Source organism: Enterobacter sp. BNK-22, assembly GCF_048684805.1.
Classification (GTDB): Bacteria; Pseudomonadota; Gammaproteobacteria; order Enterobacterales; family Enterobacteriaceae; genus Enterobacter; species Enterobacter quasiroggenkampii.
Map to the genome: position 1 here is coordinate 1,388,256 of NZ_JBLQTT010000001.1, position 25,317 is coordinate 1,413,572.

The 25,317-nt window shown below is 54.0% G+C and carries 24 protein-coding genes; 14 read left to right on the top strand and 10 right to left on the bottom strand.

Annotation, left to right across the window (positions count from 1 at the left end):
- Positions 1 to 217: 217 nt before the first annotated feature.
- Together ACMGGE_RS06370 and uspF are read left to right on the top strand one after the other, a co-directional pair.
- Positions 218 to 508, top strand: a complete 291-nt coding sequence (locus ACMGGE_RS06370) for a DUF1330 domain-containing protein (RefSeq protein WP_032674687.1) — start codon at positions 218 to 220, stop codon at positions 506 to 508.
- Positions 509 to 633: 125 nt separating this feature from the next.
- Positions 634 to 1,068 carry a universal stress protein UspF gene (gene uspF / locus ACMGGE_RS06375; RefSeq protein WP_032674686.1) on the top strand — a complete coding sequence of 145 codons (435 nt, stop codon included), beginning with the start codon at positions 634 to 636 and terminating at the stop codon, positions 1,066 to 1,068.
- A gap of 102 nt (positions 1,069 to 1,170) precedes the next feature.
- Here uspF and ACMGGE_RS06380 read toward each other — a convergent pair whose 3' ends face one another.
- The gene (locus tag ACMGGE_RS06380; protein ID WP_420293546.1) at positions 1,171 to 1,656 is read right to left on the bottom strand and encodes a hypothetical protein; all 486 of its coding nucleotides are present in this window, start codon (positions 1,654 to 1,656) and stop codon (positions 1,171 to 1,173) included.
- Entirely contained in the window at positions 1,640 to 2,449 is an 810-nt protein-coding gene (locus tag ACMGGE_RS06385; RefSeq protein WP_420293547.1) for a winged helix-turn-helix domain-containing protein, read from the bottom strand. The genes ACMGGE_RS06380 and ACMGGE_RS06385 overlap by 17 nt, the downstream gene beginning before the upstream one ends.
- 348 nt (positions 2,450 to 2,797) lie before the next feature.
- On the opposite strand from ACMGGE_RS06385, the gene ACMGGE_RS06390 reads away from it, so the two are divergent.
- The 4 genes from ACMGGE_RS06390 (at position 2,798) to ACMGGE_RS06405 (ending at position 9,123) form a co-directional block, all read left to right on the top strand.
- Entirely contained in the window at positions 2,798 to 3,595 is a 798-nt protein-coding gene (locus tag ACMGGE_RS06390; protein WP_167213091.1) for an EAL domain-containing protein, read from the top strand.
- A 123-nt stretch (positions 3,596 to 3,718) separates the two neighbouring features.
- Positions 3,719 to 4,888, top strand: a complete 1,170-nt coding sequence (locus tag ACMGGE_RS06395; RefSeq protein ID WP_420293548.1) for an autotransporter strand-loop-strand O-heptosyltransferase — start codon at positions 3,719 to 3,721, stop codon at positions 4,886 to 4,888.
- An 11-nt stretch (positions 4,889 to 4,899) separates the two neighbouring features.
- On the top strand, positions 4,900 to 8,541 hold the full coding sequence (locus ACMGGE_RS06400) for an autotransporter outer membrane beta-barrel domain-containing protein (protein WP_420293549.1): 3,642 nt from the start codon (positions 4,900 to 4,902) through the stop codon (positions 8,539 to 8,541).
- A gap of 60 nt (positions 8,542 to 8,601) precedes the next feature.
- Positions 8,602 to 9,123 carry a LuxR C-terminal-related transcriptional regulator gene (locus tag ACMGGE_RS06405; RefSeq protein WP_420293550.1) on the top strand — a complete coding sequence of 174 codons (522 nt, stop codon included), beginning with the start codon at positions 8,602 to 8,604 and terminating at the stop codon, positions 9,121 to 9,123.
- Between the two features lie 65 nt (positions 9,124 to 9,188).
- On the opposite strand, the gene dcp is transcribed toward ACMGGE_RS06405, so the two are convergent.
- On the bottom strand, positions 9,189 to 11,222 hold the full coding sequence (dcp, locus tag ACMGGE_RS06410) for a peptidyl-dipeptidase Dcp (protein WP_420293551.1): 2,034 nt from the start codon (positions 11,220 to 11,222) through the stop codon (positions 9,189 to 9,191).
- A gap of 142 nt (positions 11,223 to 11,364) precedes the next feature.
- On the opposite strand from dcp, the gene ydfG reads away from it, so the two are divergent.
- A complete protein-coding gene (gene ydfG, locus ACMGGE_RS06415; protein ID WP_023292548.1) occupies positions 11,365 to 12,111 on the top strand; it encodes a bifunctional NADP-dependent 3-hydroxy acid dehydrogenase/3-hydroxypropionate dehydrogenase YdfG in 747 nt (248 codons plus the stop codon).
- A 91-nt stretch (positions 12,112 to 12,202) separates the two neighbouring features.
- Positions 12,203 to 12,889 (top strand): GntR family transcriptional regulator, encoded by a 687-nt coding sequence (locus tag ACMGGE_RS06420; protein ID WP_420293552.1) that lies wholly within the window; start codon positions 12,203 to 12,205, stop codon positions 12,887 to 12,889.
- 35 nt (positions 12,890 to 12,924) lie between these two features.
- Here the strand turns inward: ACMGGE_RS06420 and ACMGGE_RS06425 are convergent, their stop codons facing one another.
- Positions 12,925 to 13,356, bottom strand: a complete 432-nt coding sequence (locus ACMGGE_RS06425) for a universal stress protein (protein ID WP_045910417.1) — start codon at positions 13,354 to 13,356, stop codon at positions 12,925 to 12,927.
- Between the two features lie 287 nt (positions 13,357 to 13,643).
- Between ACMGGE_RS06425 and ydfZ the strand changes: the two genes are divergently transcribed.
- Entirely contained in the window at positions 13,644 to 13,847 is a 204-nt protein-coding gene (gene ydfZ, locus ACMGGE_RS06430) for a putative selenium delivery protein YdfZ (RefSeq protein WP_014883679.1), read from the top strand.
- A gap of 43 nt (positions 13,848 to 13,890) precedes the next feature.
- Here the strand turns inward: ydfZ and ACMGGE_RS06435 are convergent, their stop codons facing one another.
- From ACMGGE_RS06435 to ACMGGE_RS06455, 5 genes are all read right to left on the bottom strand, one after another.
- Entirely contained in the window at positions 13,891 to 15,354 is a 1,464-nt protein-coding gene (locus tag ACMGGE_RS06435) for a mannitol dehydrogenase family protein (RefSeq protein ID WP_420293553.1), read from the bottom strand.
- Between the two features lie 219 nt (positions 15,355 to 15,573).
- Positions 15,574 to 16,941, bottom strand: a complete 1,368-nt coding sequence (locus tag ACMGGE_RS06440; protein ID WP_045910620.1) for an MFS transporter — start codon at positions 16,939 to 16,941, stop codon at positions 15,574 to 15,576.
- A gap of 73 nt (positions 16,942 to 17,014) precedes the next feature.
- Positions 17,015 to 18,034 (bottom strand): Zn-dependent oxidoreductase, encoded by a 1,020-nt coding sequence (locus ACMGGE_RS06445; protein WP_048030661.1) that lies wholly within the window; start codon positions 18,032 to 18,034, stop codon positions 17,015 to 17,017.
- Positions 18,035 to 18,048: 14 nt separating this feature from the next.
- A complete protein-coding gene (manD, locus tag ACMGGE_RS06450; RefSeq protein WP_023292552.1) occupies positions 18,049 to 19,263 on the bottom strand; it encodes a D-mannonate dehydratase ManD in 1,215 nt (404 codons plus the stop codon).
- A gap of 111 nt (positions 19,264 to 19,374) precedes the next feature.
- Positions 19,375 to 19,701, bottom strand: a complete 327-nt coding sequence (locus ACMGGE_RS06455; RefSeq protein WP_277718732.1) for a YnfA family protein — start codon at positions 19,699 to 19,701, stop codon at positions 19,375 to 19,377.
- Positions 19,702 to 19,853: 152 nt separating this feature from the next.
- Here ACMGGE_RS06455 and ACMGGE_RS06460 point away from each other — a divergent pair, with 152 nt between their 5' ends.
- Together ACMGGE_RS06460 and speG are read left to right on the top strand one after the other, a co-directional pair.
- A complete protein-coding gene (locus ACMGGE_RS06460; protein WP_023335541.1) occupies positions 19,854 to 20,192 on the top strand; it encodes a DUF1283 family protein in 339 nt (112 codons plus the stop codon).
- The gene (speG, locus tag ACMGGE_RS06465) at positions 20,192 to 20,752 is read left to right on the top strand and encodes a spermidine N1-acetyltransferase (RefSeq protein ID WP_048030664.1); all 561 of its coding nucleotides are present in this window, start codon (positions 20,192 to 20,194) and stop codon (positions 20,750 to 20,752) included. Before ACMGGE_RS06460 ends, speG begins: the two co-directional genes overlap by 1 nt.
- 143 nt (positions 20,753 to 20,895) lie before the next feature.
- On the opposite strand, the gene ACMGGE_RS06470 is transcribed toward speG, so the two are convergent.
- Positions 20,896 to 21,606 carry a YnfC family lipoprotein gene (locus ACMGGE_RS06470; RefSeq protein ID WP_072052294.1) on the bottom strand — a complete coding sequence of 237 codons (711 nt, stop codon included), beginning with the start codon at positions 21,604 to 21,606 and terminating at the stop codon, positions 20,896 to 20,898.
- Positions 21,607 to 21,710: 104 nt separating this feature from the next.
- On the opposite strand from ACMGGE_RS06470, the gene ACMGGE_RS06475 reads away from it, so the two are divergent.
- From ACMGGE_RS06475 to dmsD, 3 genes are all read left to right on the top strand, one after another.
- A complete protein-coding gene (locus tag ACMGGE_RS06475) occupies positions 21,711 to 21,980 on the top strand; it encodes a DUF1161 domain-containing protein (RefSeq protein ID WP_334761795.1) in 270 nt (89 codons plus the stop codon).
- A gap of 131 nt (positions 21,981 to 22,111) precedes the next feature.
- Complete coding sequence (gene ynfE / locus ACMGGE_RS06480; RefSeq protein ID WP_420293554.1) at positions 22,112 to 24,550, top strand: selenate/tellurate reductase subunit YnfE; 2,439 nt, start codon at positions 22,112 to 22,114, stop codon at positions 24,548 to 24,550.
- A 93-nt stretch (positions 24,551 to 24,643) separates the two neighbouring features.
- Positions 24,644 to 25,258 (top strand): Tat proofreading chaperone DmsD, encoded by a 615-nt coding sequence (dmsD, locus tag ACMGGE_RS06485; protein WP_196364648.1) that lies wholly within the window; start codon positions 24,644 to 24,646, stop codon positions 25,256 to 25,258.
- Positions 25,259 to 25,317 lie beyond the last annotated feature (59 nt).

A 25,317-nucleotide genomic window follows, 5' to 3' on the forward strand; every position in this document is an offset into this window, starting at 1 on the left:
ATCAGACTGAACTGCTCAGCGGTCAGATCAAACGGTCTGAAGCAGGCGTTGTAATAGCGCGTAATAGCCCGAGCAGTAGCGCGCGCCTGAAACGCCGGGCAGACTTCCGGAATGGCCTTCAACAACGTCACATCAATGTTGCTCATCATTTCATCTCGACATTCAATGCTAAAGTTAATAGTGTATATACACTATTAAGCATGTTTGAGGAACGGTTATGCCAGCCTTTGTTCATATCAACTTACGCGTTATTGACCCAGCCAGACAGGCCAGCCTTGCCCCCCGCTTCACGTCAGCATTAGAGGAAGCAGGCGGTAAAATTGTTCATTTTGGTGCTGTCGCACAGGTACTGGAAGGTGATGAAGAGCCGTTACCCTATGCGGGCATTTTTGAATTTCCGACGTTAGATCAGGCCCTTGCCTTCTATCATTCGGAAAAATATGCGCCGATTAAGGCTGAACGCCAGCTCGCCCAGGAAGCAAGAATGTTCATTGTCACGACGGAATGACAGGCAGGTTCAACTGTACCTAAATCACAGAACCGAAATTTGTCCCCGTTATGACAACCTGCTCTCTGTTTTGCTGGAAATAACGGTTTACCCTGAGTTGTGCAAAAAACACTCAGGAGGGACACATGTACAATTCAATTTTGGTTCCCATTGATATCTCCGAGGATAGCCTGACGCACATGGTTATCCCTTTCGTTCAGGCACATACCGCACTTAACACGGCCAAAGTCCACTTTCTTACCGTTATTCCTTCGCTTCCCTATTATTCATCATTAGGTTTGGCCTACCCCGTAGAAATGCCGAAGATGAAAGAATTCCAGCACGCGGCGTTAGCAAAACTGGATGAAATAGTTAAGCAATTCAAAATCCCTGCAGACAAGATACAGACGCATGCCGTGACGGGGTCTCCGAAGGATCAGATCCTTAAGCTCGCAGATACGATCGGCGCCGACCTGATCATTATCGCCTCCCATAAGCCGGACATTTCAACCTATCTGTTGGGCTCAAACGCTGCGGCAGTGGTTCGGCATGCGAAATGCCCTGTGCTGGTGGTAAGATAAAAAAACCGGGCGTAACGCCCGGTTTTTTAAGCCAACACCATGAGCCGCTCCTGACAGATAGCTACTCAGGAATGTGAGCAGGTTCACAATGCCTGACCTGCCTTACCTGTTCACGCAAAGCGCAAATGGCGACTGCAGATTGCCAATCAGCCAGCCATTACCTGCAGGTTCAATCTTCAGCTGGCGAACGGTTCCCTCGGGAACATAAAAGAAGCTGCTTTTAAAACTGTCATCATCAGCTGTATCACGTAGATTTTTAACGTAGCGCGTATCTGTAAGGGCAATCTCACCGGGTCTGTTCACCTCATAGCTAAAGAGAATTGTACGTGAGATGACATGAACGCCTTTGTCTGACTGGATATTCCCCGACAGGACAGCCTGACCCTCGTGGTTTTTATCTAAACGGAAAACAAACTCCAGCGTAGCGATGAAATCAGGGTCATAGTGGTTATAACGTAAAATTGTGGAACAGTTAACACTTAACGCACTCTGTTTATGACGCATGTGAACATAGAACCAGACCGAAAACGCCAGGATGAGGAGTAAAATTACGGCAGGGATCCCTGTTTTCTTATTGATTGCGTTCATAACCACTCCAGTAGTTATTCAGACAGGAGATGTAATTATTATTTTTTTGCGTGCATCGACTGATAAACGCCCTCCCCTTATTGCCGTACAGATAGGACTCTGAAACCTGATAGAGAAAAGATGTGCCTTCCAGACACTGAATATGACTTGAGTTAGCCAGTTCTAAAAAAAGTTCTTTTTTTTGCTCTGACAGGGATGCAGAGTTACTCTGGATTGTATAGACAGGACAGGTGTCGTAGTTAAACAAGAAATGGGGGTTAATCTGTTTTATTTCCATTAAGTCTTTCGACGGAGTTACGAGACCTGGCACAACTAACGTAGCGCTGATTAAAAGCACAATCAGTGCCAGCTTATAATGAAGAGCCCTGTACTTACCCACTAACGCCGTACGGTGGACTAGAGTTATTACCTCCGACTTCTCAATTTCTTTGAGTCGTCCATCAGCAATCGAAGATTCAGTGATATCCCTGACGTCAATATCGCTGTTAAACATAAAGCCGACCCGGGGCACTGTGGTAATACATTCATTGGTAATACCTAACTGGACGAAATGTTTTCTCAATTCTGAAATGTATTTATTTAATGTGTGATTCGATGAGCGCAAGCCATGAGCATCCCAGACATTATCCAGAAGTTCATTCCGTGTCAGGACTTGACCATGCTTTTCGAGAAGGCATGTTAATAGCCTCTTCATTGTCAGGGTCAGAATGACAGTAGAGCCCTCGTCTCCGGATGGCCATATGGCACCATCTTCAGAGCGATAAAAAACCCTATTATCAATCACAAAAACCATCTCTGACTCCTTATCCATGATGGTAATTGAATGGATCCTCACGTTTATCCAACCTGCGAAAACCCATTAACATCTTTCTCGCATCTTAGCACAGCCAGACGTGACAACGTCTTCAGCAGACTTATTACTTGTAAATGCAACATCAAACAGAACATAAATTTGTATTTTGATAAATTAGCAATACATGTATCTACACACCATTTTTAGTTGATAGGATTTCTCGCAGAAGTGAATGAGCAGGTTCTTATTCTTCAGGTGCAGCCATCCTACCTACCGCCATTCACAGTTCGGGAAAGAAGAAAGAAGTGGTACCCCGGGTAGCGAATCCAGTAGATAAGGAGCGACATTATGATAAGCACCAAAATGCTCATTAAGGCAGAACGTTTCTTCATCAAAGCCCGTACATTGATTAGAGAAAAAATCTTATCAGCGGAACTGACCGGCGCTGAATTTGTTCCCTTCATCCAGCCGGTATGTAAGGGCGATGAAATTGTAGGCGGAGAAGTATTACTTAGAGTTCTTAAAGATGGGATTTACCACTCTCCCGAAAAATACCTCTCTGCAATGGAATCATGCGAGGTGATTAATGATGTCACATGCAGCCTGATGTCTGATGTTAAAACATTTTTTGAAGACTACGAAGGAACGCTACCTGATGATTTTTATCTCTCCTTCAACATCTGTGCGAGACAGTTGAACTCTTCAAGAGTTATTGAAGCAGTTACGGACTTTAAGAAAGTGTTCGACGGACGCATTGCTGTCACACTGGAAATTGTCGAACGTGGAACAATGAACCTGGACGACTTTGCACTCGAGGCTATGCAGCAACTTACTGAGTCAGGTGTGCGATTTGCGATTGATGATTTCGGCAGCGGAAGTTCATGTCTCAAATACATTGAACATGCAGGTTTCTCAACACTCAAGATTGATAAATGCCTCACAATTGCGAGCAATGGATCATTAATCTATTCCGCGGTAATTGATTCCATTGTAGCTCTCGCAGAGCGATTGCAAATTCATGTTATTGCTGAAGGTATAGAAGATAAAGAACAACTATCTCTTTTGAAAGATAAAGGAGTGAGTATTTTTCAAGGTTATCTATTTTCAAAACCTGTAAGCATGCGCGAGTTTTGCTCGCACATATAACACTTTTCAAAAGCGTAAACACAGCAATTCGCAATCAATTATGAAAAAGCACTACTTAAATAACAGTAGTGCATTCCACCTGATCATTACAAATTTAAAATTGCCACCAAGGACAAATTATATATGTCAGCTAACTTCCCAAACCCTCCAGAGCTTCCGTCCTGGACAGGACCGGACGGAATTCTTTATGACTTTAACTATGGCGCGCGCGTTTTGCTTCCGGAAGGAAAATGGCACGTTATTTTAATGGACGACGACAGCGGTAATATTCTTTTCAGCTGTGATTCAGAAGGCGGCTGGGTAACCAGTAATAAAAAATATTACGTCCGCTTCCGCATTCAGGTATTCCACCAGGGATCGATGAGCCCGGTCCTGGATGAAACGCTGGATATGAAGGACAAGCCCGTCGTCATCTTTTTCCCGACGGGGACGCTTGGCGACATGCTTGGCTGGTTCCATTACGCAGAGCGTTTTCGCCAACTGCACCGCTGTCAGCTTGAGTGCGTCATGGGGCAGGAAATCATCGAACTGCTTAGCGTGCAGTACCCAGAGATCACGTTCTCCACAAAGGACGCTCTCCAGACGGAAAATCCCTACGCGTCCTGGTATATCGGCCTTTTCTTTAAGGGCGACACCACTCATCAGCCCATCGATTTCAGGAAGGTCGGTTTCCACCGCAATGCCGGCTACATCCTCGGGGTGGATCCGCGTGAGTGCCCTCCCCGCCTGAAGCTGGATGCGGAGCGGAAAATTGCGGAGCCGTACGTCTGTATCGCCGCGCAGTCCACCAACCAGGCGAAGTACTGGAACAACGGCCATGGCTGGGCTGAGGTCGTCGCCCACCTTAAATCTCTGGGATACCGGGTGCTTTGCATTGATCGCCAGGCGCATTACGGCCAGGGCTTTATCTGGAACCACATTCCGCATGGCGCCGAAGACTTTACAGGCGATATCCCGCTCCAGGAGCGGGTGGACCTGTTAAAGCATGCGAGCTTCTTTATTGGTCTGGGCAGCGGGCTGTCATGGCTTGCCTGGGCATCCGGTATCCCGGTGGTGTTAATCAGCGGATTCAGTCTTCCCAACAGTGAATTTTACACCCCCTGGAGGGTGTTCAGCAGCCATGGCTGTAACGGCTGCTGGGATGACACGTCCGTTGATTTTGACCACGTGGATTTTTTGTGGTGTCCGCATCACAAGAACACCCCCCGACAGTACGAGTGCACAAGTCTGATAACCGGTCGTCAGGTTATCGGCATGGTGGACCGTCTGCATTCAGGATTAGTTGATAAGTAAAGGACGTAAATATGAACAAGATATATACCACGGTCTGGTGCGAGTCGCGCCAGCAGTGGGTGGTAACTTCTGAACTTGCGACCGGGTCCGGTCGTCCGAAGTTGACGCCGAAGAAAAGCGCACTGGCGCTGCTGCTGGGGGCCATATTACTGCCTTCCGGATCGGTCATGGCTGCGAATTATGTAGGTGAGACGGTAACGGGTATACAGGGTATTCATGCAGGCGATACGGCCAACTCTACCACCATTAACAGCGGTGGTAGTCAGTTCATCACCAGTGGCGGTTATACCTCTGCCACTACCATCAACACTGGTGGCTCTCAGCTCGTCTCCAGTGGCGGTTTTTCGACTGCCACCATCATCAACAGCGGCGGCTCTCAGCGCGTCTCTAGCGGCGGCATGGCCAATGTCACCACCATCAACAACAGCGGCAACCAGAACGTCTATGATGGAGGCTGGTCCTATTCGACTATCATCAACAACCGTGGCACGCAGACCATCTTTAATGGCGGTACTGCCACCATTACTACTCTCAGCGGGGGTAATCAGCACGTCTCCAGTGGCGGCTCAGCAACCTCTACGACTATAAATAGTGGTGGTTATCAGTATGTCTCCAGTGGTGGTTCGGCAACCTCTACTACCATCAATAGTGCTGGCGTTCAGAACGTCCTCATTGGCGGCACGGCCTTCGAAACAATAATAAATAGCGGTCGACAAAACGTAGACGGACTTGGCTCGGCAACCTCTACTACCATCAATTCAATGGGAATACAGTTCATCAGCGCAGGCGGATCGGCGACCGCCACGACCATAGATGGTGGTTTTCAGAACGTCTATGGTGAAGCCACTTTAACCACTATCAACGACGGTGAACAGGATGTCTTCGGTAAGGCCATCTCCACCACTATCAACGGAGGTGTACAGTTCGTCTCCGGCACGGCAACCACCACTATTATTAACGGCGGTACGCAGCGTATCTCCGATGGAGGAACAGCCACCTCTACGACCATCAACAGAGGTGGCGAACAGCGACTCACTGCTGGCGGCGCAGCAACCACCACAACCATCAACAGCGGTGGTCAACAGTATATTTCCAGTGGTGGCTCTGCCATCTCCACCACCATCAACAGTGCCGGAGAGCAGCACGTATACAGTAGTGGTCTGGCCACTGACACCACCCTTAACAGCGGTGGTTTTCAGCTAATTTCTAGTGGTGGCCTGGCCACCTCCAGCACCATCAACAGTAGTGGTCGACAGTATGTTTCCAGTGGCGGTTCAGCAACCTTCACCACCATCATGACGGAGGGTCAGCAGTATATCTCCACGGGTGGCACTGCCACCGCCACTACTATCAACAGCGGTGGTGTTCAATTCATTGATGGCGGTTTAGTCACCTCTACGATAATTAACGGTGATGGTTATCAGTATGTCTCCAATGGCGGTACGGCTACCTCTACAATAATCAACAGCGGTGGTGTTCAGTACGTCAGCAGTGGCGGTAGTGCTACAGATGTCACAATGAATGGTGGCTCACAGATTATCTGGGAGGGCGGAACGGTCACCAGTGTCGGCATCAATAGTGGGGGCTTGCAGACCTTAGGAAGTGGCGGTGCAGCCATTTTTACTACCATCAACAGTAATGGTCTGCAGCGCGTCTTCGGCACTACCACCTCTACAACCATCAACAATGGTGGCAGTCAGTACGTCCATGCTGGCGGCCTGGCCACCTACACTACGATAAAAAGTGGTGGTGAGCAGGAGGTCACAGGTGAGGCTAATCAGACCATAATCAGCAGCGGCGGTGCTCAGTATGTCTCCGCTGGTGGCAAAGCCACCTCTACTACCATCAAAAGTGATGGCCAACAGAAGGTCTTCGGCACAATCACTGATACCACCATTGATGGCGGCCAGTCGTGGCTGTGGGCCGGAGCAGTGGCCGACGGCGAAACCAGAGTAAACGTCGGTGGCGAACTGCTGATGAATGCCGGCTCTCTCGCAACGGACGTAAACATCCAGGGAGGTACCCTTTCTGTTAACGACCTTTCCGATGCCATATCCGGCCCGGACACAGCTGAGGTTGGTAAGCTCACCATGGTCGGTGGTAACGTCAACTTCCTTCGCAACAGCGACAGTGAATTCGCGAAGCTGACAATTATGGAACTAAACGGTATCGGGAGCTTCCTTTTAAATACGTCACTGGCCGACCGTAAAGCCAACTTCATTACTATCGAGCAGGGATCAGGCCTGTTTGGTATTGCCGTGGCTGACTCCGGTAAGGAGATATCAGACCACACTGATCTGACGCTGAACCTCATCCATGAAAAAGGCGGTGACATTGATTTTGAAATGGTCACGGTGTCCGGGAGAAGCACCCGCTTCGTAGACGGGGGGACGTACATGTACACCCTGTACAGCCAGCAGAATAAGGACGGCCTCAATGGAGGTAACGTCTGGTATCTCGGCGCAATGGACGGCGGCGGTGAGAACCCGGGCGGCGAGAACCCTGGCGGCGAGAACCCTGGCGGTGAGAATCCGGGCGGTGAGAACCCTGGCGGCGAGAATCCGGGCGGCGAGAACCCTGGCGGTGAGAATCCGGGCGGTGAGAATCCGGGCGGCGAGAACCCTAGCGGTGAGAACCCTGGCGGCGAGAACCCTGGCGGCGAGAACCCTGGCGGCGAGAACCCTGACGGTGGTGACAACGGCAACGCAGGAGGTAACGGAAATGGCGGTAAGAAGCCAATGACCACACCTGCAACTGATGCCATTCTGGCCATGTCTAATGCCGGTCTGAACGTTATCCATTCTGAGCTGGATGGCCTGCGCACTTATCGCGCGAGTCTGGATAAAACCGGACCAGAAAGCAACGTATGGGGACACTACCTCGGCAGTAAAAGTGACATTGATACAAGCAATGGCGCAGCCTATCAGCTTAGCCAGAACGGTATGGAGATCGGCGCTGACACCAGGACAGACTTTGCGGGCGGCAGCCTCGTCACTGGCGCATTCATGTCCTTTAGCGATAACAAAGTGAAACATGCCCGCGGCGGTACAAGCAAAATCGACAGCTATGGTCTTGGCCTGTATGCAACGTGGTTTGACGCCAGCGGGTTCTACGCTGACGGTGTTGTGAAAGGTAACCGTCTTAACAACAAACTGAGAGCGGTTATGACCAACGGGGGCAGAACCGGCGGTGACTGGACGCAGTATGCACTCAGCACCGCCGTTGAAGGTGGTTATCAGTTCGATCTCAAAGATGACGTAAGCATCACGCCTTATGGGCGCCTGGCGTTTGTTCAGATGACCAGTGAGGATGTGAAACTCAGTAACGGCATGAAAGGCAACACGGGCACTCCACGTTCTGTTACGGGTGAAGCCGGTGCGAAGCTTTCCGGTAAGTTCAGTCTGGGTTCGACTGAGTTCAAACCTTATCTGTCAGCTGCGGTCGTGCAAGAGTTTGCTAACTCAAACGAAGTCACGATCAATGAGCGCAATCGCTTTGACAACAACGTCAAAGGCACGTCAGGCAAGTACGGTCTGGGTGCATCGGTCAACGTTGGTAAAGACGTAACCTTGTACGGTGAGGCTAATTATCGTCAGGGCAGCCAAATCGAAACACCGATCCAGGGTGTGGCAGGTGTCCGTATCGGATTCTGATGTTCCACAGGGGCCTTAGGGCCCCTTTTCACATTGTTCTGAGATGTTCTGGTTATGTTTATGCCTCACATAATTTTGACGAAAGATGTTTTTTTGAATAAAGCGCTGTCTGTCATCCTTCAGCAAGCGTCCCCCAGCAGAAAGGTTTGCGTCGTAGATATTGAATCATTCCGAAGCCTGGGTGCTATTTTCAACCTTCTGAAAAGAAAGAAACTCACTGAAAAGCATGAAATGATCTTCATCGGTGGCAAGGATGTCAGTTCAAGAGTTCTCGAACCGCTTGTGACAATCTACAGGAAATCGTGCTTTATGGAGTTTCGAAAGCAGCTTACGGGCGGTCGGACGTATTCATCAGAATATGCGTTGAACCACATCGCACGCTGCAGAAGTCTGAGCATGCTTTCAGAACAGGAGAAAAAGACACTTTTCGCCCTGCTGGATACTGATGACACGGTTGCTGCTGCAAGAAAAATTTACCTGTCCCCCAAAACTGTCTATACCTACACCAATAATATTGGGCAAAAACTTAACCTGAATTCGATACTTCAGGTCAGGCAATTTATTCATTCTGAATTCGAATAGTTGTTGCGGGAAAAACAATAAAAACCGGGCGCAAAGCCCGGTTCTGTTATTTGCTAACGGCGTTTTTACGCGCTCAACCCACGATTCTCCAGCATCGGCTCAATCTTCGGATCGTGCCCGCGCCAGTTGCGATACAGTTCGGCTAAATCCGTGCTGTTACCACGGGACAAAATTGCCTCGCGGAATGTCTGCCCGTTTTCACGGGTCAGGCCGCCGTGCTCAACAAACCACTGGTAGCCATCGTCCGCCAGCATCTGCGTCCACAGGTAGGCGTAATACCCCGCCGCGTAGCCGCCGCCGAAGATATGGGCAAAATAGCTGCTGCGGTAGCGCGGCGGCACGGCTGGCAGATCCAGCCCCTCTTTTTTCAACGCAGCCGCTTCAAAATCCTCCACGCTCGAAACGGCCTCGCCGATGCCATGCCAGTTCATGTCCAGCAGCGCGGCAGCCAGCAGTTCAGTCATGTCATAACCCTTGTTGAAATGGGTCGCGTTGAGCATGCTTTCCCGCAGCGCGTCCGGCATCGGCTCACCGGTTTCGTAATGGCGCGCATAATGGGTAAACACCTGTGGATGGCTGGCCCAGTGCTCGTTGATTTGCGACGGGAACTCAACAAAATCACGCGGCGTATTGGTGCCGGAAAGCGTGGCGAACCGCTGGCTGGCAAAGAGACCGTGCAGCGTATGGCCAAACTCGTGGAACAGGGTTATCACGTCATCCCAGGAGAGAAGCGCGACACCGCCATTCGCCGGTTTTTGATAGTTACAGACGTTGTAGATCACCGGACGGGCAGCAAACTCGAAGGATTGCTCGACGAAATTCCCCATCCATGCCCCGCCCTGTTTGGAATCACGGGCAAAGAAGTCACCGTAAAACAGTGCCATGCCCTCACCAGTGTGGTCGAAAATTTCCCATACGCGGACGTCCGGGTGATACACCGGGATATCGAAGCGTTCGACGAAGCGAATGCCAAACAGCTGGCTGGCTGCCCAGAATACGCCATCCTGCAGCACGGTATTGAGCGCAAAGTAGGGCCTGATCTGCGACTCATCGAGGGCATATTTTGCCTGGCGCACGCGCTCCGCATAAAAGGCCCAGTCCCAGGCCTCCACGGTGAAACCGCCCTGCTCGTCGTCGATGACTTTCTGAATATCCGCCTGCTCGCGTTCCGCGCGGGCGCGAGCGGCAGGCACAATGCCGCGCATAAATTCCAGCGCGGCGGCCGGGGTTTTCGCCATCTGATCGGCGATGCTCCAGCTGGCGTAATCCTCAAAGCCCAGCAGACGGGCCTGTCGCGCACGTAGCGCCGTCAGACGAAGGATCAGCGCGCGAGTATCGTTTTCATCCCCTTTCTGGGTACGCGTCCAGCCTGCGTTGAAGAGGTTTTCGCGCGTCTGACGATTGCGCAGCGCGGAAAGCGCGGGCTGCTGGGTGGTGTTCAAAAGCGGGATCAGCCAGCGATCGTTTAGCCCTCGCTCCGCGGCAGCCTGCGCCGCATCAGCAATCTCACCGGCGCTGAGCCCGTCAAGCTGGTGCGCGTAATCCACCACCAGCCCACCCGTTTTATCGGCAGCCAGTAGACGCTGGTTAAACTGACTGGTCAGGGAGGCCGCCTCGGTATTCAACGCCTTTAGCTCGGCCTTTTCTGTCTCATTCAGACGCGCGCCGGCCAGAATAAACCGCTGATACGTCTCTTCGACCAGACGACGGGATTCGGTGTCCAGCGCGGCACGGTCCTGCCAGACGGTCTCCACGCGGGCAAACAGCACGTCATTCAGCCAGATATCGTTTGCCAGCGCGGCAAGCTCGGTGGAGAACTGTTCCTCCAGCTCCTGTAAATACGGATTGGTGTGCGCGGAAGTCATGGCGAAGAACACGCTGCTGACGCGCGCGAGCAAAGCGCCGCTTTTCTCCAGCGCCAGCACGGTGTTAGCGAAGTCAGGCGCAGCGGCCTGAGCGACAATCGCGTCAATGTCCGCCCGCTTCTGGCGAAGGGCTTCATCGAAGGCCGGACGATAGTGGCTGTCGTTGATCTCATCAAAATGGGGGGCCTGGTAAGGCAGCAGGCTGATGTTAAAAAAGGGATTCGTGGCCGTCATCTTTCGCTCCTGAGTACGGGTATCCTCCCAGAGTAGGCCAGGCCGCCTTCCCCTGCAACGCTGTCATACAAATGTTGCCTTAACGCACCCTCTGCGGCCGTGCTATGTTAGTACAACACAAAAAGCGTTGAGGAACAGTGAGATGATTATTTTAGTTACCGGGGCAACGGCAGGTTTTGGTGAAAGCATCACGCGTCGCTTCGTCGCCAACGGGCACAAGGTTATCGCGACCGGCCGCCGTCAGGAACGTCTGCAGGAGCTGAAGGACGAACTAGGCGACAGCATTCTGACCGCGCAGCTGGACGTGCGTAACCGCGCGGCGATCGAAGAGATGATTGCAAATCTGCCAGCAGAATGGCGCGCCATCGACGTGCTGGTCAACAATGCCGGTCTGGCGCTGGGCATGGAGCCTGCCCACAAAGCCAGCGTGGAAGACTGGGAAAACATGATCGACACCAACAACAAAGGGCTGGTCTACATGACCCGCGCAGTGCTGCCGGGCATGGTTGAGCGTAATCGTGGCCACATTATTAATATCGGCTCCACCGCCGGAAGCTGGCCCTATGCAGGCGGTAACGTCTACGGGGCGACGAAAGCGTTTGTGCGCCAGTTCAGCCTTAACCTGCGGACCGATCTGCACGGCACCGCCATTCGCGTCACCGACATCGAGCCGGGCCTGGTGGGTGGCACCGAGTTTTCCAACGTGCGTTTCAAAGGCGATGACGCGAAAGCAGACAAAACCTATGAAAACGCGAACGCCCTGACGCCGGAAGATGTCACCGAAACGGTCTGGTGGGTGGCGACGCTGCCAAAACACGTCAACATCAATACCGTAGAAATGATGCCGGTCAGCCAGAGTTTTGCCGGACTTAGCGTCCATCGTGGCTAACGCTGACCTTCCCGGCCTGCGGGCCGGGTCTGTTTCGGGTTATAAAAGAATGGTAGTATGTTCAGGCTAACTCTCTGAGAAATGACAACTCATGGCCGCTGAATCGCAACTCAATCCCACCCAGCCCGTAAACCAGCAAATCTATCGCATTTTGCGACGTGATATTGTCCATTGCCTGATCCCACCGGGAACGCCGCTTTCTGAAAAAGAGGTGTCCGTGCGTTTTGACGTTTCCCGTCAGCCGGTGCGTGAAGCGTTTATTAAGCTTGCGGAAAACGGTCTGATTCAGATCCGCCCGCAGCGCGGCAGCTACGTGAACAAAATTTCACTCTCTCAGGTGCGCAACGGCTGTTTTGTTCGCCAGGCCATTGAATGCGCGGTGGCGCGCCGTGCCGCAAAGCTCATCAACGACAAGCAGTGTTACCTACTGGAGCAAAACCTGCATCAGCAGCGGATTGCGATTGACCGTAAGCAGTTGAATGATTTCTTCCAGCTTGATGATGAATTCCACCAGAAACTGGCGCAGATTGCGGATTGCCAGCTGGCCTGGGACACCATCGAAAACATCAAGGCCACCATCGACCGCGTGCGTTATATGAGTCTCGATCACGTCTCCCCGCCGGAAATGCTGCTCCGACAGCATCACGATATTTTCAGCGCGCTGGAAAAACGCGACCCGGACGGCGTGGAAAAAGCGATGACGCTGCATCTGCAGGAAATTAGCGAATCCGTGCAGCTGATTCGTCAGGAAAATAGCGAGTGGTTTAGCGAAGAGTAATATTACGCCGCCCCCTTTCGGACGCGGCGATAGGTTTAGCGAACGACTAACACCGGAATTGTGGCGTAGCGCAGGATAGATTCCGCATTTGATCCCAGCAGATGGGTGGTGATGCCCGGATTTTTCGACCCGATGACAATCACGTCATATTCCCCCTCCTTGCTCAGCCTGATGATTTCATCGCGGACGTTGCCAAAGCGCACCAGGCTGTCAATTTTCTCCGGCGAGATATCGAACAGTCTTTTTAACGCGTTCATTTTCTTACCGGATTCCTCGGTCATATACTCTTCGAACTTTTTAATATCGGCATTAAATCCGCGCAGCAGGGATCGGCTGCTGGCCGGCAGAATATTGACCAGGGTAATCGAGGCGCGCTCTGCCTTCGCAAGGTTTGCCGCGTGGCGAACCGCTTTGTCGCTCAAATCCATTTCAAACACATCAACAGGCATCAAAATCTTCTTATACATAAGCCTGACTCCTTATTCCGATGAAAGGGTTATTTCCTGTACCCAGAATGGCACCGGGAATATAAACCAACCCTCAACGCTTCCCTTCTGAAACTATCAATAAATGAAAATAACGGTCTGCTTTGTCAATTGCTGTCGTGAACCGTCAGCGCCCGGCACAATAAAGAAAAAAGTGTGAGTTTGATCAAAAACAAAAACATGTGATGCAGACAGGCGTATTTATATGCTCCGTGAACGGCAACCCTGAAATAACGCCGTAACGAAAAGGTTAGAGAGGAGAAAATACCATGATGACATACGACCGTAACCGCAATGCAATCACCACCGGCAGCCGCGTCATGATTAGCGGCACGGGCAAAACTGGCGTGATTAAAGCGATCCACAGCGACGGGCTGGATGCCGCGCAGGTGCGCCGCAGCAAAACGGTTGAAGTGGAAGGATGCGAAGGTAAGTTCGAACCGATTGAGCTGATTCGCCTGGGTATGCACTAAACGGTGCGTAGACATGCCGCCGCGAACGGCGGCATGTGATGAATTACCGTTGAGACACGTACTGTGCCACGGTCGCTTTCGCCCCCTTTTGCAGCAGCGTCTGGTAAGCCTTCATCACCGCATCAACAAAGACGGCTTCACGCGGTAATTCCTTGCCGAAGATGGCCTCGATGCCGAGCAGCGCCTTGACCCGGTTTTCCCCTTCCGCACTGCCTTTAACCGCCGCCTGAATCACTGCCAGCTGCGGATCGCTCACGTCAATCGCATTACCCTGCTCGTCCACGCCGCCAACATAGCGCATCCACCCTGCCACGCCCAGCGCCAGCAGCGGGAAAGGCTTCTGATGCACCAGGTGCCAGCGCACGGAATCCAGCATGCGCTGCGGAAGCTTCTGGCTGCCGTCCATCGCAATTTGCCAGGTCCGATGGCGCAGGGCCGGGTTACTGTAGCGGGCAATCAGGAGATCGGCATAGCGTCCTAAATCGACGCCTTTGACCTTCAGCGTAGGCGCCTGCTCGTTGAGCATCAGCGCGTGCGCGGCGATGCGGTAATGTTCATCTTCCATACACTCGTTGATATGCTGGTAGCCCGCCAGATAGCCCAGGTAGGCCAGAAATGAGTGGCTGCCGTTAAGCATGCGCAGCTTCATCTCTTCAAACGGGATCACGTCCGACACCAGTTCAGCACCGGCTTTTTCCCACGCAGGACGCCCTGCCACAAAGTTATCTTCGATTACCCACTGGCGGAACGGTTCACAGGCCACCGCCGCCGGATCGCGCACGCCGGTCAGCCGCTCAATTTTATCCAGAGTGTCGGGGGTGACCGCAGGCACGATGCGATCCACCATGGTTGACGGGAAGGAGACATGGGATTCGATCCAGTCCGCCAACTCACCGTCTACCGCACGGGCGTACGCGCAGATGACATTGCGCATCACGTGACCGTTCTCCGGCATGTTGTCGCATGACATCACGCTAAACGCCGGCAGACCTGCCGCCTTACGTCGCGCGAGCGCTTCCACGACGACACCCGGCGCAGATTTTGGCTGGTGCGGGTTTTGCAGGTCGGCGACGATAAACGGATGATCGAGCATCAGTTGCCCGGTCGCCGGCGAGTGGCAGTACCCTTTCTCGGTGATGGTCAGCGAGACAATCGCGACCTGCGGGTCACACATCGCCGCCAGCACCGTCTCCAGCCCGTCAACCTGCGCATGAAGGGCCTTTTTGACCACGCCCACCACGCGGGAGGTCCACGCATCGGCAGACATTTCCGCCACGGTATAGAGATTATCCTGCGCGTTCAGATCGGCAATCTGCTGCTCACCACCAATCAGGTTAACCTCACAGTAGCCCCAGTCGCTGCCGTGCTCAGCGGCGAGAATATCGGCATACACTGCCTGATGCGCCCGGTGAAATGCGCCAAAGCCTAAATGAACGATGCGAGCTTTAAGGCTGTCGCGATCGTACTGAGGCAGCGTCGCATTGGCCTGTAATAAGGTATTTTCCATGATTAAGACTCGTTAATTAGAAAGCTGTGGATCGCTGCCGCTCTTTCTGAAGCGGCAGCGCCTGCTGACTACACCAACTAGAATGGCAGTTGGGGTAAAAAATTACTGCCATCAACCATACTGATACTGCCGTTTGAGATTTTGATTTATATTAACTTTTGGTCATGTGGTGTGACATAAAAACAAAGTTGTGTGACAAGTCACGCAAGCTATAAACCACTAGCGTCGCGAGGAGACAGCGCCGTAACCGACCGTCTCTTTTGGCGCAGACTCAGCTGCGTCATGCGCCGCGCTCAAATCACGGTCGCGCACTTCCGGCATCAGGATCGCCGAGACCAGTCCAATCACGGAATAGGCCACCAGCATGGCAACAATCGGCCACCAGGAGCCGGTCATATTGCAGAAGATCCCTGCCAGCACCGGACCAAAACCCACCGCCACCAGACCACCCGCCTCTTTGGAGATGGCCATACGCGTAAAGCGGTTTCGCGAGCCAAACATCTCCGCCATGGTGATATTTTCCAGCGCGAACAGCCCCAGAACGGCGAAGTTATGGATAACGATGATAGAGAGCATGATCGTCCCCGGCGCATAGCTCTTATCGACGATGATCGACAGCATTGGGTACGCGAGCAGAATGGCGGAGATATTGAGAATAATGTACGGCAGACGGCGCCCCACTTTATCGGAAAGCCAGCCCAGCAGCGGGATGGAGATAAACCCCAGAATGGAGCTGATCATCAGCGCATCGGTAGGGATGGCCTTATCGAACAGCAGCGTCTGGACCAGATAGCCCGCGAGGAAGGTCTGGATCAGCCCCGAGTTGCCCGCCTGGCCGAAACGCAGGCCAGTCGCCAGCCAGAAGGATTTGCTTTTCACCATGGAACCGAGCGACGTGTCCGGTTGCACAGTTTGTGCATCGTTCACTTTCTCAAAGACCGGGCTCTCCTTGAGATTCATACGCAGCCAGATGGCAAAGATCATCACCACGACGCTGGCGAGGAACGGCACGCGCCAGCCCCAGGCGAGCAGCTGTTCACGGTCAAGGGCAAAGAACATGATGGCCCAGATCGCCGTGGCGCTCAGCGTCCCGCAGTTAGTGCCCATCGCCACCAGCGAGGAGATGATGCCGCGTTTTCCTTTCGGCGCGTACTCCGCCAGCATGGTTCCGGCCCCGGAGATCTCAGCCCCGGCGCCCAGACCCTGAATAATGCGCAGCGTCACCAGCAGAACCGGGGCAAAAATCCCGATCTGCGCGTAGGTCGGCAGGACGCCAATCAGCGTGGTGCAGATCCCCATCATAGTGATGGTGATAAACAGCACCTTCTTACGGCCAATGCTGTCGCCCATTCTGCCGAAGATAAAGGCCCCGACGATGCGCGCAATATAGCCTGCGCCGTAGGTCCCCATCGCCAGGATCAGCGCCATCGCGGCAGACTGTTCGGGGAAGAAGATCTCATGGAAGACCAGGGCGGCCCCCAGCGAGTAAAGCTGAAAGTCCATGAACTCCAGAGCGGTGCCAAGCCAGCCGGAAACGGCGGCTTTCACCAGATCGGCGGTGGAGCGTTGCGGTTGTACTTGTGTCATGATGGCTATCTCTGAAAGGTAAGATGCGAACCACATAGAGCCTGTCTGCGCAGGCTCTTAATCGCGTAAATGATTATTGGCCGAACGTGAGTAAGACTTTGCAGCACTGCCGCTGATCTTTCTCAAACAGTTCGATGGCGTCTGTTACGTGGTGATAGTCAAAAGTATGGGTGATCAGTTTTTCCGGGTCGATCAGCCCCCTCTTCAGCCAGTCGATGACGACCGGGAATTTGTTGGCATTCAGGCGCGAGGAGAAGATCGCCAGCTCTTTGCCGGTAATGCCCTGCTGAACAATCTGGCTCGGCTCGCTGGAAAAGCCCATCAGCACGATGCGCGCCGCTGGCGAGGCCAGGGTTATCGCTTCCTGCAAAATAGATGGATGGCAGGCGGCATCAATGATTAGCGTCGGTTTGATGCCTTTTTCCTCCAGCGCGGCCTGCAGCGACTGCTCGCCGTTATTAAAGACCCAATCCGCGCCGCTGCGCCGCGCCATCGCCAGGCGCTCGTCTATGCGGTCAACCACGATAACCTGCTTCACCTGATAGACGCCTTTCAGCGCCTGCACGGTGACCAGTCCCATCGGGCCAGCGCCGTAAATCAGCGCGACGTCCTGTTCCGTCGGTTTCGCCTGCCCCGTTACGTTGGCGGCGATGGTAAAGGGCTCAACCATGACGGCGTGTCGATCGGGAATGTCATCCGGAATGGCCCAGGCATTTTGAGCAGGCACTGCCGCATATTCACTGAAGCCGCCATCACGGTGCACCCCCAGCACCACCAGCGAGGTGCAGACGTTCGGTTTTCCCACGGAGCACGGGTAGCAGTGCCCGCAGCTGATCACCGGGTCAACCGCGACGCGCTGGCCCAGGCGGGCAGCGTCAACCCCTTCGCCTGTGGCGTCAATCACGCCAAAGAACTCGTGGCCGATCGTGCGTGGGTATTTCGCAAAAGGATTATGGCCGCGATAGATGTGGCTGTCCGACCCGCAGATACCCGCCAGCGTGATTTTCACGCGGACTTCGCCTGCGCCTGGTTCCGGGCGTGGCCGCTCTTCAATCACCAGTTGGTTTGGCTGCTGAATCACTACGCTTTTCATCGTTCGCTCCTCGCTTACCAGTTCCACAGCGTTCCGTCTTCAAGGCGGGCCACCGGCAGATAGGCCGGATCGTAGGGGTATTTCGCCGCCAGTTTTTCATCAAACTCAATGCCCAGCCCCGGCTTGTCACCCGGATGCATATAGCCGTTATCAAAGCGCCAGCTGTGCGGGAAGACCTCCAGCATCTGTTCGGAGTAGCCCATGTATTCCTGCACGCCAAAGTTCGGTACCCACAGGTCGAAATGCAGCGCGGCGGCATGACAAACGGGCGACAGATCCGACGGACCGTGTGAACCGGTACGCACCTGATAGAGCGAGGCGAAGTCGGCGATGCGACGCATCCCGGTAATGCCGCCCGCGTGGGTAATGGTGGTGCGGATATAGTCGATAAGCTGCTCTTCGATAAGCTGCTTGCAGTCCCAGATGCTGTTAAACACTTCGCCTACCGCAATGGGGGTGACGGTGTGCTGGCGGATCAGGCGGAAGCAGGCCTGGTTTTCCGCAGGCGTTGGATCTTCCATCCAGAACATGCGGAATGCTTCGATGCTCTTGCCGAAGCGCGCCGCTTCAATTGGCGTCAGGCGGTGGTGCATGTCGTGCAGAAGATGCTCATTGAAGCCAAATTTACTGCGCACCGCGTCGAACAGCTTCGGCGTGAAATCGAGGTATTTTTCGGTAGACCAGAGCTGCTCTTCCGGCCAGTCGCCTTTGGTCGCAGGCTCATAGGCCAGGCCCTTTCCTTTGGCCATGCCGTAGGTGGTTTTCATGCCCGGCACGCCGCACTGTACGCGGATCGCCTTGAAGCCCATCTCTTTATGACGGGCGTAATCTTCCAGCACGTCGTCAATGGTGTGGCCGGTAGTATGGCAGTAGACCATCACCCCTTCCCGGGAGGCGCCGCCCAGCAACTGGTAGAGCGGCATGTTGGCCGCTTTGGCTTTGATATCCCACAGTGCCATATCCACGGCGGAGATGGCCGACATGGTAACCGGACCGCGACGCCAGTAGGCGCCTTTATAAAAGAACTGCCAGATGTCTTCGATGCGGTGCGCATCGCGGCCAATCAGCTGGGGGCAAAGGTGATCCTTCAGGTAAGAGGCCACGGAGAGCTCGCGTCCGTTTAGCGTAGCGTCACCGAGACCGACAATCCCCTCATCGGTGGTGATTTTAAGGGTGACAAAGTTCCGCCCCGGGCAGGTAACAAACACGTCAGCCGCGACAATCTTCATAATTCCGTTCCTTACATCGTTCGTTGTGATGCTGGAAATTTACTCATCAACCCTACTACCATACAAGTATAATGATCATAAAATCAGCTAACGATCACAAAACCCGGAGGCTCACGCGCGCCCCCATCCCGCCACAATAATCAGCATACCGCACAGGGCAATCAGCGCCCCGGCCCAGTCGTATGCGCTGAGTTTGATGCCGTCCACCACGCGTAACCACAGCAGCGCCGTGCAGACATACACGCCACCGTAAGCCGCGTAAACGCGCCCACTGGCCGCCGGATGCAGCGTTAACAGCCAGACAAACAGGGCCAGCGCGACGCTTGCCGGGATGAGCAACATTACGGATCCTCCCTTCTTCAGCCAGAGCCAGGGCAGGAAGCAACCGATGATTTCGCATAGCGCGGTGGCAAAAAAAAGCAGCGTCGTTTTAAGCATATTTCACGTCAGGTGAGGATTTATTTAACCATCATACCTGATGATGCCCTTTACTTTTCCATACTTGCTCCGCGGGTATGCCGTCATTTCGCTTTAGTGTAGAATCTGTACGGGGTAACTTGATTATCTGCACCCATTTAAAAGGAAACGCTATGACCACATTAAGCAAACGCCTTTGTCTGACAGCCCTGCTGGCGCTGTCATCGTTCGCCTTTGCCGCCTCTGCGACAGCGGAAACCAGCAAGCTCATTATTGAGTCTGGTGACAGCGCGCAAAGCCGTCAGAACGCCGCCATGGACAAAGAACAATGGAATGACACCCGTAACCTTCGTCAGAAGGTCAACAAACGTGCTGAAAAAGAGTGGGACAAAGAAGATGTCGCTTTTGACGCACGCGATAAGTGTCAGCAAAGTGCAAACGTCAATGCCTACTGGGAGCCTAACACCCTGCGCTGCCTGGATCGCCGTACTGGCCGCACGGTAGCCCCATAATGTCGGTGTCTTGCGACGTTAAACTCCGTCCGCTGGAGCGTGAGGACCTGCGCTTTGTCCACCAACTCGACAACAATGCCAGCGTGATGCGCTACTGGTTCGAAGAGCCTTACGAGGCGTTTGTCGAGCTGTCCGATCTCTACGATAAGCACATTCACGATCAGAGTGAACGTCGTTTTGTGGTGGAGTGTGAAGGTGAAAAAGCGGGTCTTGTGGAGCTGGTTGAGATCAACCACGTTCACCGCCGGGCGGAGTTTCAGATCATCATCTCCCCTGAGCATCAGGGAAAAGGCCTTGCGTCACGGGCGGCTAAGCTGGCAATGGATTACGGATTTAACGTTCTGAATCTCTACAAGCTTTACCTGATTGTGGACAAAGAGAACGAGAAAGCGATCCATATCTACCGCAAGCTGGGCTTCATGGTGGAAGGCGAGCTGATTCACGAGTTCTTTATTAACGGTGAATACCGCAACACCATCCGCATGTGCATTTTCCAGCATCAGCACCTGGCCGGACACAAACCGTCAGGCGCCAGCCTGCTGAAACCTACCGCGCAGTGAGATTGATGACAAACCTTGTCATGAACCATTGCGCTGTCTTTCTTGCCGGGTGGCGCTGTGCTTACCCGGCCTACAGGGTGCTTCATTGTAGGCCCGTGCAAGCGTAGCGCCGCCGGGCGAAACGTACAAAATGCACGTTACTCTCAGTAATATTCAATCGTGTTCTTGATGGTGTACTTGCGCTCAACGGCAGGTTTGACGCTGTCGTCCGTGATCGTCAGATCGCAGCTCACCGGGTTATTGTGGCGGTCGTAATCGCAGCTCTGCTTCACGTTGCCCAGCGGCTTATCATTCAACATGCTCACTGCCGAGTAATCCATTCTTTTGCGAAGATCTTTAGACGGCGTCGACTGGACGGACAGATGCTGATCCCCGGAGACGGTGGTTTTGCCCAGCGGGTAGCCATCCGCGTCGTAGCGATACTTCACTTCCATCTCTTTGCCGTGCGCCGCCACCACAAAACCGTTGTCGTCGGTATCCCACGTCACCCCGGCTGACGGCAGTTCGGCCAGCTGGCATTTCCCCTGCAGCTTCACTTTGCGCTGCTGGGTTTCTGCGTCGAGATAGTAATTGGCATCCAGCACCAGCGCCACGCCGGTGTTGGCCTCCAGGTCGTGCAGCTCAAGCGTATCGAAACACCCTTCCGTCGAGACGGTGCCGGTGACCCGTTTGGACACTTCGCCCTTCTCGTTGAACAGCGTCTGGGTAAAGTCTTTGACCGGTCCGCGCAGCGGATCAAAATCAAACTCGTTTGAAAAACTCGCCATCTCGGGCGTAAACGACAGCGGCGCGGAGCTGTTGTCGCACCCCATCAGTGTTGCTGCCAGTAGCGTTATCGCTGCGTATTTCTTCACATTTATTACCGTACAGGGAGATTAGTCCCAATCATATTAGCAAATACAGTTGTTTACACGAAGCCTGCTAAAATTAATCTCTACACAGAGAAAAGGAGCTACAGATGAAACGGTTACCCTGGATTACCGCCCTAGTGTTAATGAGTGCCTCAACGGTCGCGCTGGCGGCACCGGATTCCTGCGAGCGCGTGAAAAGCGACATTCAGCAGAAGATTATCAACAACGGCGTGCCTGAATCAGGGTTTACGCTGAGCATTGTGCCGAACGACCAGGCCGACCAGGCGGGCACGCAGGTGGTGGGCCACTGCGCCAACGACACCTTCAAAATTTTGTACACCCGTACAGGCAGTGGTGCGGCAGCTGAAGCTCAGTAATTGACCCTCAATCCCCTTTGATTTGATGAGGATTAAGATTTAATACCCCCAAATAAGTAACACTCACCCCATCATTAGCCCGGATATCATTTCGGGGAAAATAATACGCAATTATAATGATGGGGTGAGCCATGTCCGATATTGAACATCACGGCGGAATTAGCCGTCGAACTCTCGTGAAATCTACGGCGATAGGTTCTCTGGCGCTTGCCGCTGGTGGGATCTCGCTGCCTTTTGGTTTAAAAAGCGCCGCCGCGGCGGTGAAGCACGCCGTCCAGCCGCCTGAAGATACCGTGGTGTGGGGCGCCTGCTCGGTCAACTGCGGCAGCCGCTGTGCGCTGCGTCTGCACGTGCGTGACAACGAAGTGTACTGGGTCGAAACGGACAACACTGGTGAGGATGCGTATGGCGATCACCAGGTGCGCGCCTGCCTGCGCGGACGTTCAATTCGCCGTCGCATCAATCACCCTGACCGTCTGAACTACCCGATGAAGCGCGTGGGCAAACGCGGCGAAGGTAAGTTCGAACGCATCACCTGGGATGAAGCGCTCGACACGATCGCCGCCAGTCTGAAAGACGTGGTGGCCGACTACGGCAACGAAGCGGTGTATATCAACTACTCCTCCGGGATTGTCGGGGGCAATATCACCCGCTCCTCCCCTTACGCTTCGCTGGTGGCGCGTCTGATGAACTGCTACGGCGGTTTCCTGAGCCACTACGGTACCTACAGCACGGCGCAAATTGCCTGCGCGATGCCCTACACCTACGGCAGTAACGACGGCAACAGCACCTCGGACATCGAAAACACCAAACTGGTGGTCATGTTCGGCAATAACCCGGCAGAAACGCGCATGAGCGGCGGCGGGATTACGTACTATCTGGAACAGGCCCGCGAGCGGTCCAACGCGCGCATGATTGTTATCGACCCGCGCTACACCGACACGGCAGCCGGACGTGAAGATGAGTGGATCCCGATCCGTCCGGGTACCGATGCCGCGCTGGTAGCGGGTATTGCCTGGGTGTTAATCGACGAAAACCTGGTCGACCAGCCGTTCCTCGACAAATACTGCGTCGGCTATGACGAAAAAACGCTGCCGGAAGGCGCGCCCGCTAACGGTCACTACAAAGCGTATATTCTCGGCCAGGGCGATGACCACACGGCGAAAACGCCGGAGTGGGCCTCACGCATCACCGGCATTCCGGCGGATCGCATCGTTAAGCTTGCCCGCGAAATCGGCTCCGCGAAGCCGGCCTACATCTGTCAGGGCTGGGGACCACAGCGCCAGGCAAACGGCGAGCTGACCTCCCGCGCCATCGCCATGCTGCCGATCCTCACCGGAAACGTGGGGATCAACGGCGGGAACAGCGGCGCGCGTGAGTCCACCTACACCATCACCATCGAACGTATGCCGCTGCCGGATAACCCGGTCAAAACGCAAATTTCCTGCTTCAGCTGGACGGACGCTATCACCCGCGGTCCGGAGATGACCGCCCTGCGCGACGGCGTGCGCGGCAAGGATAAGCTGGACGTGCCGATTAAGTTCATCTGGAACTACGCGGGCAATACCCTCATCAACCAGCACTCCGATATCAATAAAACCCACGATATCCTGCAGGATGAAAGCAAGTGCGAGATGATTGTGGTCATCGATAACTTCATGACGTCGTCAGCGAAGTATGCCGATATCGTGTTGCCAGACCTGATGACCGTCGAACAGGAAGACATCATTCCTAACGATTATGCGGGTAACATGGGCTACCTGATATTCCTTCAACCCGTGACCGCGCCGAAATTTGAACGCAAGCCCATCTACTGGATCATGAGCGAAGTGGCGAAACGCCTCGGGCCGGATATCCATCAGAAATTCACCGAAGGACGGACGCAGGAACAGTGGCTGCAGTATCTGTATGCCAAAATGCTCGAAAAAGACCCTCATCTGCCGTCCTATGACGAGCTAAAAAAAATGGGCATTTACAAGCGTAAAGATCCGAACGGCCATTTTGTGGCCTATAAAAAATTCCGCGAAAATCCGGAAGCCAACCCGCTGAAAACGCCATCGGGTAAGATTGAAATATACTCCAGCAAGCTGGCGGAGATTGCGGCCACCTGGGAGCTGGAAAAAGATGAGACCATCAGTCCGCTGCCCGTCTACGCATCAACCTTCGACGGCTGGGATGCGCCCGAGCGCGCACAGTTCCCGCTGCAGCTGTTTGGTTTCCACTTTAAGGCCCGTACCCACTCGAGCTACGGTAATGTAGACGTGCTGAAAGCCGCCTGTCGCCAGGAGGTCTGGCTTAATCCTGTCGATGCTGAAAAACGCGGCATTAAGAACGGCGATACGGTGCGCGTCTTTAACGAACGCGGCGAGGTACGAATTGAAGCAAAAGTGACGCCGCGCATCATGCCCGGCGTGAGCGCTATGGGCCAGGGTGCCTGGCACGACGCCAATATGAGTGGCGATCGCATCGATCACGGCTCATGCATCAACACCCTGACCACGCACCGCCCTTCACCGCTGGCAAAAGGCAACCCGCAACACACCAATCTGGTGCAGATCGAGAAGGTGTAGCGAGTGAATGGCGTGGCCGTGGTTTATTCTATGATTTGTATTATCGGTTAACACAGTCGCGCGGACACTCTCCGCGCGAACAAGGAAGATGTAATGAAAGATGTCTCACATCGTGAATCGTTCGCGTTCAGCGCCCGGGTGCTGGGCGCGCTGTTTTATTTCGCGCCAGACAGCGAGCAGGCCGCGCCGCTGGTGCAGGCCCTCACCGCAGGGGATTGGATTCAGGACTGGCCCCTGCCCCCGGAAACGCTGCAGCCTGTAGCTGACACCTTTGCCGCGTCTGCCGATGAGCCGCTGAAGGACGCCTGGCAACGGCTGTTTGTTGGCCCTTACGCCCTACCCGCGCCACCGTGGGGCTCCGTCTGGCTTGACCGCGAATCCGTACTGTTCGGCGACTCGACCCTCGCGCTGCGCCAGTGGATGCGGGAGAACGCTATCGCATTTGAAATGCAGCAGAATGAACCGGAAGATCACTTCGGGACGTTGCTGCTGCTCGCGGCCTGGCTGGCCGAGAACGGCCGCGATGCGGAGTGCGCTCAGCTTCTGGCGTGGCACCTGCTGCCGTGGAGCACCCGCTTCCTGTCCGTGTTTGTCGACAACGCCGGACATCCGTTTTATACCGCGCTGGGTAAGCTTGCGCAGCTGACGCTCGCGGAATGGCGATCCGGGCTCCTTATTCCGGTTGCGGAAAAGACGCTGTATCGCTAAGGGATGTGGCTTGCTCGCGGGTAGCGGGCAAGCAGCACTCAGAAGATAGCGTTTAAAAA

What these genes read in the sequence shown, in the direction of transcription:
- ACMGGE_RS06370 (WP_032674687.1), top strand. Translation starts at nt 218, where the DNA reads ATGCCAGCCTTTGTTCATATCAACTTACGCGTTATTGACCCAGCCAGA.
- uspF (WP_032674686.1), top strand. Translation starts at nt 634, where the DNA reads ATGTACAATTCAATTTTGGTTCCCATTGATATCTCCGAGGATAGCCTG.
- ACMGGE_RS06380 (WP_420293546.1), bottom strand. Translation starts at nt 1,656, where the DNA reads ATGAACGCAATCAATAAGAAAACAGGGATCCCTGCCGTAATTTTACTC.
- ACMGGE_RS06385 (WP_420293547.1), bottom strand. Translation starts at nt 2,449, where the DNA reads ATGGTTTTTGTGATTGATAATAGGGTTTTTTATCGCTCTGAAGATGGT.
- ACMGGE_RS06390 (WP_167213091.1), top strand. Translation starts at nt 2,798, where the DNA reads ATGATAAGCACCAAAATGCTCATTAAGGCAGAACGTTTCTTCATCAAA.
- ACMGGE_RS06395 (WP_420293548.1), top strand. Translation starts at nt 3,719, where the DNA reads ATGTCAGCTAACTTCCCAAACCCTCCAGAGCTTCCGTCCTGGACAGGA.
- ACMGGE_RS06400 (WP_420293549.1), top strand. Translation starts at nt 4,900, where the DNA reads ATGAACAAGATATATACCACGGTCTGGTGCGAGTCGCGCCAGCAGTGG.
- ACMGGE_RS06405 (WP_420293550.1), top strand. Translation starts at nt 8,602, where the DNA reads ATGCCTCACATAATTTTGACGAAAGATGTTTTTTTGAATAAAGCGCTG.
- dcp (WP_420293551.1), bottom strand. Translation starts at nt 11,222, where the DNA reads ATGACGGCCACGAATCCCTTTTTTAACATCAGCCTGCTGCCTTACCAG.
- ydfG (WP_023292548.1), top strand. Translation starts at nt 11,365, where the DNA reads ATGATTATTTTAGTTACCGGGGCAACGGCAGGTTTTGGTGAAAGCATC.
- ACMGGE_RS06420 (WP_420293552.1), top strand. Translation starts at nt 12,203, where the DNA reads ATGGCCGCTGAATCGCAACTCAATCCCACCCAGCCCGTAAACCAGCAA.
- ACMGGE_RS06425 (WP_045910417.1), bottom strand. Translation starts at nt 13,356, where the DNA reads ATGTATAAGAAGATTTTGATGCCTGTTGATGTGTTTGAAATGGATTTG.
- ydfZ (WP_014883679.1), top strand. Translation starts at nt 13,644, where the DNA reads ATGATGACATACGACCGTAACCGCAATGCAATCACCACCGGCAGCCGC.
- ACMGGE_RS06435 (WP_420293553.1), bottom strand. Translation starts at nt 15,354, where the DNA reads ATGGAAAATACCTTATTACAGGCCAATGCGACGCTGCCTCAGTACGAT.
- ACMGGE_RS06440 (WP_045910620.1), bottom strand. Translation starts at nt 16,941, where the DNA reads ATGACACAAGTACAACCGCAACGCTCCACCGCCGATCTGGTGAAAGCC.
- ACMGGE_RS06445 (WP_048030661.1), bottom strand. Translation starts at nt 18,034, where the DNA reads ATGAAAAGCGTAGTGATTCAGCAGCCAAACCAACTGGTGATTGAAGAG.
- manD (WP_023292552.1), bottom strand. Translation starts at nt 19,263, where the DNA reads ATGAAGATTGTCGCGGCTGACGTGTTTGTTACCTGCCCGGGGCGGAAC.
- ACMGGE_RS06455 (WP_277718732.1), bottom strand. Translation starts at nt 19,701, where the DNA reads ATGCTTAAAACGACGCTGCTTTTTTTTGCCACCGCGCTATGCGAAATC.
- ACMGGE_RS06460 (WP_023335541.1), top strand. Translation starts at nt 19,854, where the DNA reads ATGACCACATTAAGCAAACGCCTTTGTCTGACAGCCCTGCTGGCGCTG.
- speG (WP_048030664.1), top strand. Translation starts at nt 20,192, where the DNA reads ATGTCGGTGTCTTGCGACGTTAAACTCCGTCCGCTGGAGCGTGAGGAC.
- ACMGGE_RS06475 (WP_334761795.1), top strand. Translation starts at nt 21,711, where the DNA reads ATGAAACGGTTACCCTGGATTACCGCCCTAGTGTTAATGAGTGCCTCA.
- ynfE (WP_420293554.1), top strand. Translation starts at nt 22,112, where the DNA reads ATGTCCGATATTGAACATCACGGCGGAATTAGCCGTCGAACTCTCGTG.
- dmsD (WP_196364648.1), top strand. Translation starts at nt 24,644, where the DNA reads ATGAAAGATGTCTCACATCGTGAATCGTTCGCGTTCAGCGCCCGGGTG.